The sequence below is a fragment of the Bifidobacterium margollesii genome (assembly GCF_002860355.1).
Classification (GTDB): domain Bacteria; phylum Actinomycetota; class Actinomycetes; order Actinomycetales; family Bifidobacteriaceae; genus Galliscardovia; species Galliscardovia margollesii.
The window spans coordinates 77,937-93,628 of sequence record NZ_NMWU01000002.1 but is presented as its reverse complement, the minus strand read 5'-3'; the positions used below and the strand labels follow the sequence as shown (position 1 = coordinate 93,628).

The following is a 15,692-nucleotide window of genomic DNA, read 5'->3' as shown; positions in this document are numbered from 1 at the left end:
TTAGGTTCAGCAGAGTCCTACGGCGTCGAGGGCGAAGGGGATGCCGCCGACGAGTTCGAAGGTCACGCGATGACCTCCGGCGGGCAGGCCGCGCAGGGTCAACGCCGTCCGCAGCGCGCTGGCCGTCTCCACGGTGGGTTCGGCCCGCCGGAACGGTTCGCCGTCCACGGTCACGTCGAACCGGGCGGTTTCACGCTCCCCCACGGGATTCAGCTCGGCTGCGTTGCGGGCGAACAGGTCGATGCCGTCCGCGTCGGTGTCGATCGTCAGTCTCGCGCCCGCCCTCAGTGCCGTGGACGTGGTGCGCTGATAGTCGAACATGCCCCTGCCGTTCTCATGGGTCCACGGACCGGCGTAATCAAGCACCTGCGTACAGGAATCATCCCACGACACCATGTGCATGTCGTCGATCAGTTCGCGGTAGTACGCCGGCAGACCCCGACCCATCCCATCCGCATCCAACCGCTCCGTATCCAACCGCTCGACGCGCAGCCGATCGAACAGCACATGGTCGAAACTGGTGCCGAGCTGCACACGGCCGGCGGTCTGCGGATGAGGATCCGTCCATCGCGTCAGCTCCATGCCGTTGACGAACACGGTGATCTCACCGTCCGCGGCCTGAATCTCCACGCGGTTCCACACGCCGGCTCCGGAACGGAACCCCGTGCCGGCCAGAGCCAGGTCAACGCCGTGGCCTCGCCGAACCTCGTCGCCATATCGCCGCAGCAGCCATACGCCGTCGGCCCGCAGCTTGAAGTCATAGGCGGCAAGATCGGTGCTGAACTTGTTTCCGCCCATTTCGCGCACGCCGAGCAGCACATAGGGGGCGCGCCCCTCGTACGGTTCGAACATCACGTCCACTCCGGCCCGGTAGTTCATCCAACGCATATCGCCGATGGAGGTTCGCGGGTCGCCTTCGATCCAGGCGTTGCCGGCGTGACGCCAGTCGACCTGCTGACGCAGCACATGCGGTCCGCGGGCCCGAACCTCCCCGGCTGCACCATCCGATCCGGCGGTGCCCGTCGCCGGCGAGACGCCCCACTCCGTATCGTCATATGGCACGACTTCGAAGGCCCCATTGGTATCGGTGGTGTATCGCGGCACCGCACCGGCCGCTCCCCCGCGGCTGTCGAGGTAATCCTCCTCAACCAATCGTCCATGCTTCCACACGGTGACGGGTGGCTCGTCGGCATACTCGAAATCGTCCTCGTACAGCGTCCGCCCATCCGGATCGACGTCCAATACGGTACGCGCACGCTCATCGGTGTGGGGGATCCCCGGTCGCGGAATGTCATCGACATCCAACGAGGTGAGCGTGACCATCGACCACGGCTCCACCGTCACCGCGTATTCGGCGGAACGCGCGGAATCGGCATCGCTTCCAACCGCCGGGCCGCCGGCCGAATCACCAGCCGAGTCATCGACGTCGGCAGGCGAACCCTGCGGTTCGACATCGCCGATATACCGCAGATATTCGGCGTCGTACGGCTGCCCGACCCCGGCCGCGCGGGTGCGCCACAGTCGCATCGTCCGGCCCGCCGCGGGCACGCCGACGACATCGAGACGGTATTCGCGTGGCAGTCCGCTGTCGTTGACGATCACCGTGGACACGTCATCGCCGTCCGGAGAGACCATCGTCAGCGCGGACGGCTCACCCGATCTGGCCCCGCAAACCGGATTGTTGCCGCCGACCTCGCTCACCGAGGCCTCCGGCAGCGCCCGCCATGCCTCGGGACCATAGCCGAGCCGGGCGAACCGGCAGAAATGCTGCAAGGCCACCAGACCGGCGTCGTAGTAGATCCACCCGCTCCACGGATCACGGGCGGAGATCAGCTCCTTGTACGAGTATTCGAGGCCTTCGTAGAACGCGCCGATGGCCGGCTGGTAGATGGCATTCGTCCTGCGGGAGCGGACGAACGCCTTGATCAGGGTGTTGGCCATCTCCAACGGCGAGCCGATGCCGCCGATGCCGGTGCCCACCTCGCCGGAGCCGGAGATCCCCGTGCCGGTACCATCGGCCTGACAGTCGGAGGGGCGGCGATGCCCGTCCGGCCGCAATCGGTCCATCGTATTGTTCGGCCGGTCCGCCGAGTTCGAAAACGTGGCCTGCGCCTCGGAATTCCAGATCTCCTTGTCACAGTCGTCGGCCAGACGGGTGAAACTGCAATCGTCGTCGTCCGCAACGCTGTAATGGTAGGCCGCGATGTCGATGGCCTCCCGCAGATCGGCATCGGCGATCAGATCGGGACCGAACGTGCCCGTCACCTCCTCGTCGGAGGTGATCACGCGGATCCGATGGAACAGCTCACGCTCCTCGTCCGAATGGAATCCGGAGTTCGGATCATCGGGACCGGTGCCGATGAACCCGGTCTCGTCGGTGGCCACGCGACGTTTGAATTCGGCCACCCACGCCAGATCGGCCGTCCGTTCGTTCACGTCGGGGTTCACCGTGTCGACCATGTAGCCGTATTCGCGCCAGACCGCGAGAATCGTGTTCTTGTACCAGCGATAGACGTCGTCGTTGCTCCGCACCCACGTCGGCGCATGCCAGCGCAGCATGCTCACATGCAGGTCGGGCTGGTATCGGCGCGCATCGGCCGCCAGCTGGAATCCCGGTTCGCGCGTGACGGCCGGATACTCGTCTGGTTCGCGCATCGTGGCCGCGTTCGGCCCGGTGGAGTTGTTGCGATCGTTGCCCATCTCCACCTTGACGAGATTCATGATCGGCCGGTCCGTGCCGAACAGGGTTTCGACCAGACGCCAGTATTCGCTCGGATGCTCGGCCTTGTAGTCCAGCAGCAGACTGGACGTGGCGTTACCGGACAGCACGCCGAAACCCTTGTAGGTGAGGCCATGCCGGCTTGCGGCTGCCCTGCGGACGGTTTCGGCGTCGACGGTGAGATGGACCGGCTTCAATGTGGTCATCGTAGACCCCCTACTGTTTTCATTGGCTTGGTATCGGCGCCGCCGCTTCCGATCGACTACTGCTTCCAATCGGATTGCGCGGTGAAGAAATTGCCGCCACGCCCCTCGGCGTCATACATGTCGATGATGCGCTTGTCCTTGCTTTCGTTGGCCATCATCGCGAACAGCACGTCCGCCTGCCAGCGCACCGACGACCACAGCATGTAGCCCACCACGCCCGTACCAAGCAGCAGGAACAGAATCGGCCCCCAGGTGACGATCGCGTAGCCGAAGGCGACGAGCACGATGCCGGAGATCACGATCATGTAGAAGCGCTTCACCGACAGCATCAGCGCGTTCCTCAACGTGGCGAGGTATTTCGCCTTCGGATACTCAACCACCAGCAGCAGCGAGATCAGAAACGCCTCGGCCAGCAACACCACGCACACCGCGAGAGCCGGCGTGACATACAGACCGAACGACAGGCGGGAAAAGATCTGCATGTTGTACAGGGCGCAGAACGCGAGCGCCGCGAAGGTGACGCCCATGGCCAGAGACCGCCGGAACACACGGGCGTAGGCGCGGAAGTACGGGCGGATCACGCTGGCGTCATGATTCGGATCGACGTAGGGTTCGGCGATCCAATCCGGAGGAAAGTCGGGGTCGTGTTCGTGATCCTGATACACCTTCGCACGGATCGCGGCATTACGGGAGAACAAGGTGGGCTGATCGCGGAACACGGCGAACATGGCGGCGATGCCGGGTGCGCTGAGCGCGAAGGCCAGCAGGATCATCGGATAGGCGGTCAGGTCTCGGACGAAACCGATCGCCGCGACCAGCGGCAGCATGCCGATCAGCGAGCACCAACCCACCGCCAACAGCACGAAGATCGAATTCGCGACGGTGAGGAACGTGCCGGCGAAATTCGACGAGGACTTCTTCTGCGGAACCTGATCGGACATGGCGGTCATGATACTCCTAGGTGGGTGGACGGGAATGGTCGGACGGGAACGGAATATGAAAACCGGGGCGGGGCTGGTGCTGAAACCCCGTCCCGGTGTCGGGCGGCCATGGGAAGAAAGGAGAAGAACCATGGCCGCGGAGAGGTGTTATCCTTTCATACCCGATGTGGCGATGCCTTCGATGAACTGGCGCTGGCCTAGGAGGAAGACCACCAGGATCGGCAGGACGCTCATCACCGAACCGGTCATGATCATCGCGTAGTCGGCGGAGTTCTGCGAGATGAACGTCTTGAGACCAAGCTGGATCGTGTACAGGTCGGGACTGCGCAGGTAGATCAACGGGCCCATGTAGTCGTTCCACGTATTGGTGAACGTGATGATGCCAAGCGCCGCGATCGACGGTCCGGACAGCGGCAGGATCACCTTGCGGTAGATGCCGAACTCCGAAAGGCCGTCGAGACGGGCCGCCTCGGAAAGCTCCTCGGGGATCGTGTCATAGAACTGCTTCATCATGAACACGCCGAACGCACCGAACGCCTGCAGCAGGATGATCGACCAGCGGGTGTCGGCCAGGCCGATCGCGGACAGCATCTTGAACTGCGGGATCATGTACGCCTGCCACGGCACGGCCATGGTGGCGATGTAGATGAGGAACAGGGTGTTGCGGCCGCGGAAGCGGATCTTGGAGAAGCCATAGGCGGCGAACGAACCCGTGAACACCTGCAGGAACGTCACGCAGATGGCGAAGAACACGGTGTTGCCCACCCACAGCAGCATGCTGGAGTCGGTCCAGATATTCGCATAGTTCTCCCAATGCCATACGCTGGGCAGCCATTTCATCGGCACCATGAAGACCTCGTTGTTGGGCTTCACGGAGGCGAGAACCATCCAGATGAACGGCAGCAGGATGAACAGCGAGCAGGCGATCATGGCCGCGTAGCCGATCACCGTGCCGATGATCTTGCCCGGGGATACGGGCTTCTTGTTGAACGGGACGTCGGCGGAGCTGACCGCGTTGGGGAATGCAGTCTGAGCAGTCATCTCACTTCTCCTTTTGGTTGTTGTACCAGAACTGAATCAGCGTGACCACCATGCACAGGGCGAACAGCACGAGCGACACGGTGCCGGAGTAGCCGAAGTCGCCGCGCTCGAACGCCACCTTGTACACGTATTGCGCGAGCACCAGCGTGGAGGTGCCGGGGCCGCCGCCGGTCATGATCAGCGTCAGGTCGAGGATCTTGAACGAGCCGATGGTCAGCGTGACCATCACGAAGAACAGGGTGGGACGCATGCACGGCACGGTCACCTTCCAGAAGCGCTGCCAGGCGTTCGCACCGTCGAGCTGAGCGGCTTCGTACAGTTCGCTCGGAATGGTCTGCAAACCTGCGAGCAGCAGGATCATGAAGTAGCCGGCCTCACGCCATGTGGCCACGATGATGACCGCGGGCATGGCCCATGTGGTCGAACCGAGCCATCCGGGCACGTTGTCGGTGAAGATGCCGATGATCTGGTTGATCACGCCGCTACGGGCGTCGAACAGCATGTTCCACACCTGGGCGACGGCCACGATCGAGGTGATGTACGGGAAGAACGCCACCGTACGGAAGAATGAGCGACCCTTGAGCTTGGAATTGAGCAGCACGGCCAGGCCGAACGCCAGCACGAGGGTGAGCGGGATATGGACGACGGAGTAGTAGATGGTGTTCCAGAACGAGTCCTTGAACACGCTGTCGCGCATCAGACGCCGCCAGTTCGCGGCGCCCGTGAACACCGGGTTGCCGAAGGCGCTCCACCGGGTGTTGGCGATGTAGAACAGGGCGCACACCGGAATGAGGATCAAAAAGATGAAGCCAAGGAAGTTCGGCGTGATGAACGCCACGCCATGCAGGAAATTACGCCGGGAAATCGCAGCGCTCGACATCTTCCCCTTGTTGTGCGAAGGCTCCTGACCTTCGCCGTCGGTCGGTCGCTGATCGACCTGAGCAGCCGCCGTGTGGGACATGACCGCTTTTCTCCTTTCGCCGGAACCGATCTTTTTCTTCGTACGGCATGAGCGTCATACCGCCGATCGGTTCGCGAATAGTACTGGTTGCAAGCAAAAGGCACGGTCCGGGGTTATGGGTCCAGGACCGTGCCTGTGGTTCGATAGGGAAATGGATACGGGTTGTCGGCTACCTACCGATCACTCGGTGATAATCCGATCACTCGGTGACGATGCCCTGATCCTTGATGTCCTGCGTGGCCTTGGCGAGTGCGTCGTTCACGGAGGAGGTTTCGGTCATGATCGAGGAGTGGGCGTCGTTGAGCAGGGAGATGATGGTGTCGGAACCCTCACCGACCGGGTTCTCCGGCTTGGTGTCGTGGTTCTGCCAGGCGTTCTTGGTCAGATCGTCGGTGGCCATGCCGTCCACGCCGAAGTAGGTGTCGGCCACGGCGTCGGAGAAGTAGGCCGGGGTGGTGGCGATCTTGGCGAGCGCCTTGGCGCCCTCCTCGCCGGAGGCGAACTTCACGAATTCCTTGGCGGCGGCCAGCTTCTGGCCTTCGGACTTGGAGGAGACGGCCAGACCGGTCGGATCACCGAAGGTGACGGGCTTGTCGGAGTCGGACGTGGCGTCCGGGTTCTGCGGGATCGGAGCGATGCCCCAGCTGAACTTCTCGGCGTCACCGGACTTCTGCTGCTGCACCAACGTTGCGGCGTACCACGTACCCATCGGCAGCATGGCCGCCTTCTGGGTGCCGAACTGCGCCTGGTACTGCACGGAGGTGGTCTTGGAGGTGTTCCAGTCGATGGTGAGCTTCTCGTCCTGCCACTTGAGGGCGCGCTCGTAGAACGGCTTCATGTAGTCGAAGTTGGCCTTGAAGAAGTTGGAGTCGGGCTCGTATCCGGTCTGGGCCAGGGCGAAGGCCTGCACCACGGACTGCCAGTTGTGCTGGTAGATCGGGTAGACGGACTTGGCATCGTAGCCGGCCTTGGGCAGGTTGGTCTTCAGCTGCTCGGCGGCCTTGGTGTAGTCGTCCCACGTCCACTTGTCGGTCGGGGTCTCCACGCCGGCCTTCTTCATCATGTCCTTGTTGTAGAACAGCACCCAGGAATCCTGGCGGTACGGCATGGCGTAGTACTTGCCGTCCAGCTCGTAGTTCGAGATGTCGATGTTCTTGTCGTCCTTGTAGCCGGAGGCGATGTCGCTCAGGTCGGCCAGACCCTGGGACTGGGAGTAGGTGAGGTACTTCTGCAGGTTCTTGATCGGGAAGACGTCGGGCTGGGAGCCGGCGGAGATGTCCGCGGTCATCTGCTTGTCGTAGTCGTCGGCGGAGTACTGCTTGATGTTGACCTTCACGTTCGGGTACTTCGCCATGAACGCATCGGCGAGGGTCTTGAACTCGGGGGTCGAGTCCAGCGACCAACCGGCCATCGTGATCTCGGTCTTGGCGTTCTTGTCGAAGGCGTCGGAGCTTGACGACGACGAGGAACCACCGCCGCCGCAGCCGGCCAGCGCCAAGCCAAGGACGGAAGTCACCGCGACCGCTTTGAAGATGCGATTCAACTTCATTGTTCTTCCTTTCGTTTATCGGCTACATTGCCGTTTGCACAAATCCGCGAGCGAGAACATCCTGATTGTTGTCCATCTCACATCGATCTGTTAGTAATGATCATACATGCTCATTTATGATTGAAATACCGTGTCGCCAAAATTTTCCTAGGTTTTTCTCATATTCAGCACGTCGTGATCATTTGACAATTTCACCACAGCATCCAGAAAAACCTTACGGCACAATGGTTTTAAACCATCAGCCAAGCAAATTTCCAGCGAATCGCAGTCACCCATAAATGCTCATTTGTGATTATACTTGATTATATGGTCATCAATGCCATCGTTCAATGATGAACATCCATCCCCGAGATCGAGGAAGACAGCAGAACACAGGAGGCTTTCCATGCACCCCACCCATCGCAGCGAATACTGGACGCGGACCAGCGGCGATCTCGCCGAACGCCGCGCTCCGATCCTGCCGCCGCCCACCGTCGACGGCACCACGGCGGCCGACGCCGTACGCATCGTCATCGACCCCACCCGGCAGTACCAGCTGTGGGAAGGCGCCGGCGCGGCCATCACCGACTCCAGCGCCTCGCTGTTCATGAACGCGATGAGCGCCGAACAGCGCCACTCGATCCTCACCGAGATGTTCGACCCCGAGCAAGGAGGCTTCTCCTCGGTGCGCATCTCCATCGGCGCCAGCGACTTCTCCAGTCAGGCCTACTACTCCTACGACGATCTGCCCGAAGGTGTGGCGGCCGACCCGGCACTGGACTACTTCTCGATCGGCGAAGGCGAACCCGGCGCGCCGGACGCCACACGAGACCTGAAGAACGTGGTGCCGGTGCTGCAGGAGATCCTTTCGATCAACCCGGCCGTCAAGGTGATGGCCTCGCCGTGGAGCGCCCCGGCGTGGATGAAGACCTCCGGACGGCTCGACGGCGCCGGACGACTGCGCCTCGGCGAATACGTGGGCAACGGCTACCGGTACCAGGACACCATCGACTATGTGTACGCGCAGTATTTCGTGAAGTTCATCGCCGCCTACGAGTCATACGGCATCCCGATCACCTCGGTGACCATGCAGAACGAGCCGAGCAACGGATGCCCGTGGCCGATCACCATCTGGACCCCGGAGGAGCTCACCGCTTGGGGCACCGAATACCTGCGCCCCGCCCTCGACAAGACCTACCCGGACGTGGAGATCTACTTCGGCGACGATTCGCTGCGATTCTGGCAACGGCCGGCCAGCGAGTACATGACGCCCGCGCAGGCGCAGTCCTTCGCCGGTGCGGCCTTCCACACCTACTCCGGACTGCCGCACTGGGTACACAACGGCACCCGCCAGTTCCCGCACTGGAAGGCGGCCATGACCGAACGCCGATGCATGCTCGACGACACCGTGGCCGAAGCCTCGCATGTGATGTTCGGCGAGATCGGCACCTGGCTGGTGCGCAACGGCGTGGGACTGATCAACCTGTGGAACATGGCGCTCGACGAGCAGGGATTCCCCTCATGGGCCGGCACCTCGGGCCGCCGCGGCGTGATCACCATCGATTCGTCCACCGGCAAGGTCAAGCGCAACCTCGAATACTTCATGCTGCGCAACTTCGGCCAGGACGTGCCCGTGGGATCACGGCGCGTGGCCTCCACGAACCATACGCCCGACGGCCGTCACGGCGGACTCGGATCGGTGGCGTTCCTCTCCCCCGACGGCGATCTCGCCGGATTCCTATACAATCCGACCGGCGAGGCGATCGACGCCGCGGTGACGGTGAACGGCATGGGCGCGAAGTGGCGCACGGTGACGGTTCCCGCCTACGGCACGGTGAGCTTCCACCTTTCGAACGACGAGACGGTGAACACCTCAACCACACCGGCCGACGACGACTTCGAAATCATCTACACGCCGCATCCCGCCGACGACCACGACGAAACACTGTTCGAATAATTCGAATGCCGTCGTCGGTTCCCAAAGGCCGACGACGCAGCCCCGCCGGCACGCGCAACGCCGGGGACCACCCTCAGTCTGCCGCAGTCAGACCACCCTCAGTCTGCCGCAGTCAGACCACCCTCAGTCTGCCTGCGGCAGACAGCTCCCGCCAGCGGGAGCGGGGACCACCCTCAGTCTGCCTGCGGCAGACAGCTCCCGCCAGCGGGAGCGGGGACCACCCTCAGTCTGCCTGCGGCAGACAGCTCCCGCCGGCGGGAGCGGGCACACGCCACGCACCGCCCCGCCGGCGGGGGCTCCCAGCAAAGCCGGGTGGGGGTGGCCACGCGACGGAACACCACACAATCAGCGCCCATCACAGTGATAACATCAATATGATGATGAGAGTGGATGCCACACGATGAAGGACATCCCATGCTCCCATACAACAAAGCCAACGTTCCCCTAGCCAGAAAACTTCGATCAAATGCCACCCCATGGGAGCGAAAACTCTGGAATGATTTTCTTCGCACCTACCATGTTCGCTGGCAACGACAAAAGCCCATCCTGAATTACATCGTCGACTTCTATTGCGCAAAGGCCGAACTCATCGTCGAACTGGATGGCAGCGGCCACTTTGCCGCATCGCAACGATCCGCCGACAAGGTACGAACCCGGAACCTGCATGATATCGGTCTGCTGGTACTCCGTTATACGAATCTGGAGATCGACAGACACTTCGAGGCCGTCTGCGACAACATCGATGCTCATGTCCGACGGCACACATAGCGGCACATGCGGCAGCCCGCACCCGCCCCTCCCGCCGGCGGGCGCAACGCTATGCCGCGCCGGGCCACGCCGGGGACCACCCTCAGTCCGCCCACGGGAGTCGGGGACCGCCCTCAGTCTGCCTACGGCAGACAGCTCCCGCCAGCGGGAGCCGCCACACGCGGGAGCCGACATCACTCGTCGTGACCCCAGACGCGCACCTTGCCGGGTGCCACGTCGCCGATCAGATGCTTCGGTGCGGGGTTGAGCTCGAACTCATCGTCCTCAGGCACTTCGGAGACGTTGATCTCGCCGTTGGACTTATGCACGGTCACCAGACCCCATGCGGGCACGGTCACCTTCTGCCATGCGCCCCCCTGACCGTTGACCGTCACCGCGGCCTCGATCGCCTCGCCGGTCGGATTGTATACATGAGCGGTCACATCGCCGTTCGCACCGAGGAATGCCACCGAACCGAGTCCGCCGGACCAGCCGTCGGGCGTGTGGTTCGTGGAGCGGATCACCGTGGAACCGGGGGTCACGTCCTGGCCGAAGGCGCGCAGCATGAAGTATTCGAGGTTGCGGATCACCTCGCCGGTCTCGTGCTGGATCGTCACCACACCACGCCGGCCGGTGGCGCCCACCTGATTGGGCAGACCACGCTCGTCGAGGGCGAGGTTCCACAGGGCGATGAAGCTTTCACCGTTGCGCACCAGCCAGTTGCCGATGATGCCGAGCATGATGTGCGCGGCATCCTCCGGGGTTTCGTCGATCATGCAGCGACGTTCGGTCATGCCGAACATCCAGTGCGGGAACGAACGGGATGCGTTGAAGAAGTTGGAGTACGGGCCCTCATAGGTGTGCACGGTGAAGCCGTCGACGCTGGCCGCCTCCTGCGGGGTGACCACCTCGTTGACCGGCCACAGGATGTTGTGGGTGGAGTCGTCGTTGATGAAGATGCGCATCTCGGGGAACTTCTCGTTCATGGCGGGACGCAGGAACTTGTGGGCGAACTCGGCCTGCTGCTTGAGCGTCCACATCATGGCGGGCCACTTGGGCGCGTTGCTCGGCTCGTTCTGCACGGTCACGCCCCAGATCGGGATGCCGACCTTGGCCATCTCCTCCACGTACTTCACGAAGTAGCGGGCGTAGCAGCCCTCGAAGCTGTCGTGCATCGGATCGAAGCCGTTGCCGGTCCACTCGTCGAAGCGCAGATGACCACCCTGGCACAGGTGCCCGGTGTTCTTCATCCACGCAGGGGCGCTCCACGGCGAGGCGATGATCTTCACCGCCGGATTGATCTTCAGGATCTCCAGCACCACCGGAATGATGTACTTGAAGTCCTTGGTGGCGTCGGGCGCACCGGGTTCGCCTTCGCCGAGTGAGAACCGGCTCAGCGTGTTATCATGCTCGCCGAACGGCAGGTCGTCGTAGGTGTAGTAGGGCTGGGCGCTGGGCTCGCAGGACCCGAGCGGAATGCGGATCACCGAGAATCCGCCCTTGGCCGGGTTGAAGGCGTCGTCAAGGAAGGCGTGACGCTGTTCGGCATCCATCGATCCCCAGATCAGACTCGCCGCCGCGTCGGTGATGGCCGCGCCGGCGCCGACCCACGGCTGCCTGCGGTCGGCAGGGTCCACGACGATCGGCGTGGCATCGCCGACCTCCGTCACATATTCGGGAGCCTTCAGTGTTTCACGACGCTGGGCGAGATCTCCCGAGGTGGATGTCCAGAACTCATTGGCGAATCCCATGCCATTGAACGAGGATGCGGAATGCTGTGTCATGACTGTCCTTTGTCCGTTGATTGCCGATTCCGCCGTACGACCGCGACTTTGCCGACCGCACACCGGGTAATTGACTGATTGACTGCTATTCATTTTCAATATAGCACACTTTTAGTCATTTATAATCATCTTTAATCAATCCATATCAGACATCCGATCGCCTTGAAAACCAAGGTTTCACCCTACCGACAGGCCATCCGCCGATCATCATGCGCGGCACTTTCATGGCAACACGTCGCCGGATTTACCCGATATCACTCGTTTTGATCACAGTTTTTCCACTGCTTTCCAATGTGGTGATTATTTATGATCAAAACGGTATAATCGCTGATAGTCAGCGAACCAAAGGAACCGATATGCCCACTCAGCGATCATCTCAACGATCCACGGCGGAACCCGTCGCCTCCGCGCCGCGCAGTTATCTGCCCGCCGAACGTCAGGACATGATCCTCAGTCTGCTCACCCGCGAAAACGTGGTCACCGTGCCCCGACTCGCCGAATACCTCGGTACCACGGAGATCACCGTGCGCAGGGATCTGACCACTCTGGCCGAGGCGGGGCTGCTACGACGGGTGCGCGGCGGAGCCATGTCGGTCGGCGGCGTGAAGGACACCGCCGGAGCCAATCAGCAGTCCGCCGCATCCCGGACGGTGGCACACGGCGACGACGAAACGCTCACGGTGGGAGAGCCGCTGCTCAGCGCCGAAACCATCGATCAGCTGGACCGGCAGATCGAACAGCCGATCCCCTCCGTCACGACGAACACCACACCGCGCGGCAAAGGCACGATCGGTCTGATGTTCCCCGAACCCAGCTTCTTCTGGCCCACGGTGATCGACACGATCCGCGCCGATGCCGCCCGTCTGGGATACCGAACCGAAGTGCGCGAATCCTCATACGAGCGGATCAGAGAAAGCGAAATCCTCGATTCGTTCGCCGAAAACTCCTCGCTGCGCGGCATCATCGCCTGCCCCAGCGCCGAGGAGGATGTTTCCGAAGCCTCGTGGAACTGGATCAGCCACTCCCCCGTCCCCGTGGTGGTGGCGGAACGCGATCAGCCGTTCGCGGCCATGACCTACCACGATTCCGTGCGCACCAACCATCCGTACGGCGTGCGTATGGCCATCAACCACTTCCGCGAGCACGGTCATCGTCACGTCGGCGCCGCCTTCACGATGACACCCACCTCCGCGGTGATCGAGGAGGCGTGGAACCAGCTGACCGGACGGACGAACCTGCTGGAATGCCCATTCGTCATCGACGGCATCCAGCCGTACGACACCCAGGGCGTGGAGGAGATCGTGGACAAGACGCTGGAAACCGGCGTCACCGGACTGCTCGTCCACTCCGACTATCTGGCGATCGCGCTGGCCCAGGCACTGGAACGGCATGGCAAACGCGTGCCGGACGACGTCTCGCTGATCTCGATCGACGGCTACGCCACGCCGAGCTCCCGCCCGCTGACCGTACTGCGATCCCCGCAGCAGGAGTTCGCCCGCGAATGCCTCAGCTCGCTGCTGTGGCGCCTCGACCATCCCGACTGGCCGACCCGTCACATCTTCGTGGATCCACGGCTCATCGACCGGCACAGCGTGGTGGCGTTGGACGACTGACGCATCGTCCCGCCACTGCACGCGGATGGATGATGCTGACTACAGGCGCCTGAGGATGTTCAGCACGAGGCGCGCCGCGGTGTCGGCGTATTCGCTGATGTCGAACTCCTTGAACGTCTCGTATTCGGTGTCGGCGTTGTCGCTCAGCGCGCGGATCACCAGCACGGGCACCTCGTTTCGTGCGGCCACATGGGCCACCGCGGCACCCTCCATCTCCACGGCGTCGGCACCGGTTTCACGGATCACGCGGGACGTGTTCTCATGGCCCTCCACGAAGTAGTTGCCGGTGGCGATGATGCCGACGATATGCGTGATGCCCATGTCGTTCAGAGCATGATCGGCCACATCCAGCAGATGCGGATCGGAGAAGAACTCCTCAGTCTTCGGTGCGGACTGCGCGATCAGGCGCATGTCGGTGTCGAGGTAGCGCAGCGTGCCGCCGAGCACCACGTCGTTGATATGCAGATGCGTGTTGAGATTGCCGGCGATACCCGAGAAGATCACCGCTTCCGGCTGGTAGACGTCGATGAGATGCTGAGTGGTGGATGCCGCGTTCACCGTGCCCATGCCGGCCACGGTGGCCACGACGTGCAGTCGTTCGCCGGCGGCGGTGTCGTAGTCGCCGGACGTGACCGTAAGCCCCGCCTCCAATGTCTCCGTCGCGTTCTCCAACGACTTGGCGATCAGCGCCACCTCTTCGTCCATCGCTCCGATAATCGCCACGGTCCGTACCATGTTCGCTCCTTAGATCTCGATTGTCCGATGCTTCCTCAATGCATCCTAGAAAAGGAGGGGGATGTGCCTCGCTCGACCGTAGGCTAGCGGCCGGGTTTGCCCGGCCGCGGGGCCGAACGGCCTTGAGTGTGTCGAGCGAGGCACATCACCCTCCATGACCAATGCCACATTGATCAATCGACATCATTGAACAATCGTCCGCGTCACCTCCAGCGGCGAGCGCTCACCGCTTCGGCCAGCTCGTGGAGCAGCTTCTCGGTTTCGGGCCATGCGATGCACTTGTCGGTGATCGACTTGCCGTAGACCAGCTGCGGCAACGGCGCGGCAGGCTGGTTGCCGCCTTCGATGAAGCTTTCCATCATGATGCCGGTGATGCCCCGCTCCCCTGCCGCGATGCGCGCGGCGATATCCCGCACCACGGCGGCCTGGCGATGCTCGTCCTTGCCGGAATTGCCGTGCGAGGCGTCGATCACCAGCCCGTGCGCGGCCGCCGAATCGGCGGGCATCTCATCGCGGATGGCGGCCATCGCCCCGGCCACCGATTCGGCGTCATAGTTCGGGCCGTGGCTCGAACCACGCAGCACCACATGGCAGTCGGGATTCCCCAGCGTCTCCACGGCCGCGGCCCGCCCCTCATGATCGATGCCGAAGAAGGTGTGCTGCTGGGCGGCGGCATAGCATCCGTTGACCGCGGCCTTCACCGAACCGTCGGTGGCGTTCTTGAATCCCACCGGCATCGACAGGCCGCTGGCCAGCTGACGGTGGATCTGGCTTTCGGTGTTGCGCGCGCCGATCGCACCCCACGTCACCGCGTCGGCGATGAACTGCGGGGAGGTGGGCTCCAGGAACTCGGTGGCGGCCGGCATGCCTGCGCCGAGCACGTCGAGCAGCGTTCGACGGGCGAGCAGCAGCCCCTTGCGGATCTTGTGGCTGCCATCCACATCGGGATCGTTGATCAGACCTTTCCAGCCAACCGTGGTGCGAGGCTTTTCGAAGTACACGCGCATCACGATCATGAGTTCGCGGTCAAGCTCGTCACGCACCTTGGCCAGCCTGCGAGCATAATCGAGCGCGGCTGCGGGATCGTGCACCGAACAGGGGCCGACGATCACCAGCAGACGATCATCCTGCCCGTACAGGCAGGCACGCACCTCGTCGCGCGAACCGGCCACCAGTTCGCGCGCCGCGGCGTCGAGCGGCAGATCGGCAAGCACGGTGGCCGGCGTGGGCAGCGGATCGAGTTCCAGCACCCGCCGGTTGACGATGCGGTCGATGCCCACTTCGTCCTCCCAGCGCGGGATGCCGTCCACCGTCAGCGGATTGCGCCCCTCGTCCATGGCCCTGCGCAGAGCCCGAAACTCCTCGCTGCGATCGACGTCGTCATTGTGTCGGTCGTTCGTCTCACTCATTGCCACACCCTTCCTGCCGCTCGATCGCGGATGACCTGCAGATGACTGCGG

General features: G+C 62.8%; 11 protein-coding genes. 3 read left to right on the top strand and 8 right to left on the bottom strand.

All coding sequences use genetic code 11. The features are described 5' to 3' along the window. Positions 1 to 6: 6 nt before the first annotated feature. The 5 genes from Uis1B_RS00460 to Uis1B_RS00440 form a co-directional block, all read right to left on the bottom strand. The gene (locus tag Uis1B_RS00460; RefSeq protein WP_101614516.1) at positions 7 to 2,925 is read right to left on the bottom strand and encodes a sugar-binding protein; all 2,919 of its coding nucleotides are present in this window, start codon (positions 2,923 to 2,925) and stop codon (positions 7 to 9) included. A 56-nt stretch (positions 2,926 to 2,981) separates the two neighbouring features. Next, a complete protein-coding gene (locus tag Uis1B_RS00455; protein ID WP_101614514.1) occupies positions 2,982 to 3,875 on the bottom strand; it encodes a hypothetical protein in 894 nt (297 codons plus the stop codon). A 138-nt stretch (positions 3,876 to 4,013) separates the two neighbouring features. Next, a complete protein-coding gene (locus Uis1B_RS00450) occupies positions 4,014 to 4,907 on the bottom strand; it encodes a carbohydrate ABC transporter permease (protein WP_101614512.1) in 894 nt (297 codons plus the stop codon). Position 4,908: 1 nt separating this feature from the next. Continuing rightward, complete coding sequence (locus tag Uis1B_RS00445) at positions 4,909 to 5,868, bottom strand: carbohydrate ABC transporter permease (RefSeq protein WP_101614511.1); 960 nt, start codon at positions 5,866 to 5,868, stop codon at positions 4,909 to 4,911. A 199-nt stretch (positions 5,869 to 6,067) separates the two neighbouring features. After that, positions 6,068 to 7,417 (bottom strand): ABC transporter substrate-binding protein, encoded by a 1,350-nt coding sequence (locus tag Uis1B_RS00440; RefSeq protein WP_101614509.1) that lies wholly within the window; start codon positions 7,415 to 7,417, stop codon positions 6,068 to 6,070. A 385-nt stretch (positions 7,418 to 7,802) separates the two neighbouring features. On the opposite strand from Uis1B_RS00440, the gene Uis1B_RS00435 reads away from it, so the two are divergent. Both Uis1B_RS00435 and Uis1B_RS12505 read left to right on the top strand, forming a co-directional pair. Continuing rightward, positions 7,803 to 9,353 (top strand): glycoside hydrolase family 30 protein, encoded by a 1,551-nt coding sequence (locus Uis1B_RS00435; protein ID WP_101614506.1) that lies wholly within the window; start codon positions 7,803 to 7,805, stop codon positions 9,351 to 9,353. A 390-nt stretch (positions 9,354 to 9,743) separates the two neighbouring features. Continuing rightward, positions 9,744 to 10,121, top strand: coding sequence for an endonuclease domain-containing protein (locus Uis1B_RS12505; RefSeq protein ID WP_207763345.1), 378 nt, complete (start codon positions 9,744 to 9,746; stop codon positions 10,119 to 10,121). Between the two features lie 173 nt (positions 10,122 to 10,294). Here Uis1B_RS12505 and Uis1B_RS00425 read toward each other — a convergent pair whose 3' ends face one another. Then, positions 10,295 to 11,884, bottom strand: a complete 1,590-nt coding sequence (locus Uis1B_RS00425) for a glycoside hydrolase family 30 protein (RefSeq protein WP_101614502.1) — start codon at positions 11,882 to 11,884, stop codon at positions 10,295 to 10,297. Positions 11,885 to 12,240: 356 nt separating this feature from the next. On the opposite strand from Uis1B_RS00425, the gene Uis1B_RS00420 reads away from it, so the two are divergent. Further along, positions 12,241 to 13,497, top strand: coding sequence for a substrate-binding domain-containing protein (locus tag Uis1B_RS00420; RefSeq protein WP_165782647.1), 1,257 nt, complete (start codon positions 12,241 to 12,243; stop codon positions 13,495 to 13,497). Between the two features lie 39 nt (positions 13,498 to 13,536). Here Uis1B_RS00420 and mtnN read toward each other — a convergent pair whose 3' ends face one another. After that, complete coding sequence (gene mtnN, locus Uis1B_RS00415; RefSeq protein ID WP_101614498.1) at positions 13,537 to 14,232, bottom strand: 5'-methylthioadenosine/S-adenosylhomocysteine nucleosidase; 696 nt, start codon at positions 14,230 to 14,232, stop codon at positions 13,537 to 13,539. Between the two features lie 203 nt (positions 14,233 to 14,435). Continuing rightward, positions 14,436 to 15,641, bottom strand: coding sequence for a 3-deoxy-7-phosphoheptulonate synthase (locus tag Uis1B_RS00410; RefSeq protein ID WP_101614496.1), 1,206 nt, complete (start codon positions 15,639 to 15,641; stop codon positions 14,436 to 14,438). Between the last annotated feature and the right edge of the window lie 51 nt (positions 15,642 to 15,692).

Coding starts and splice junctions, on each gene's coding strand:
- Uis1B_RS00410 (WP_101614496.1), bottom strand. CDS start 15,641: ATGAGTGAGACGAACGACCGACACAATGACGACGTCGATCGCAGCGAG.
- Uis1B_RS00445 (WP_101614511.1), bottom strand. CDS start 5,868: ATGTCCCACACGGCGGCTGCTCAGGTCGATCAGCGACCGACCGACGGC.
- Uis1B_RS00420 (WP_165782647.1), top strand. CDS start 12,241: ATGCCCACTCAGCGATCATCTCAACGATCCACGGCGGAACCCGTCGCC.
- Uis1B_RS00455 (WP_101614514.1), bottom strand. CDS start 3,875: ATGACCGCCATGTCCGATCAGGTTCCGCAGAAGAAGTCCTCGTCGAAT.
- Uis1B_RS12505 (WP_207763345.1), top strand. CDS start 9,744: ATGCCACACGATGAAGGACATCCCATGCTCCCATACAACAAAGCCAAC.
- mtnN (WP_101614498.1), bottom strand. CDS start 14,232: ATGGTACGGACCGTGGCGATTATCGGAGCGATGGACGAAGAGGTGGCG.
- Uis1B_RS00440 (WP_101614509.1), bottom strand. CDS start 7,417: ATGAAGTTGAATCGCATCTTCAAAGCGGTCGCGGTGACTTCCGTCCTT.
- Uis1B_RS00460 (WP_101614516.1), bottom strand. CDS start 2,925: ATGACCACATTGAAGCCGGTCCATCTCACCGTCGACGCCGAAACCGTC.
- Uis1B_RS00425 (WP_101614502.1), bottom strand. CDS start 11,884: ATGACACAGCATTCCGCATCCTCGTTCAATGGCATGGGATTCGCCAAT.
- Uis1B_RS00450 (WP_101614512.1), bottom strand. CDS start 4,907: ATGACTGCTCAGACTGCATTCCCCAACGCGGTCAGCTCCGCCGACGTC.
- Uis1B_RS00435 (WP_101614506.1), top strand. CDS start 7,803: ATGCACCCCACCCATCGCAGCGAATACTGGACGCGGACCAGCGGCGAT.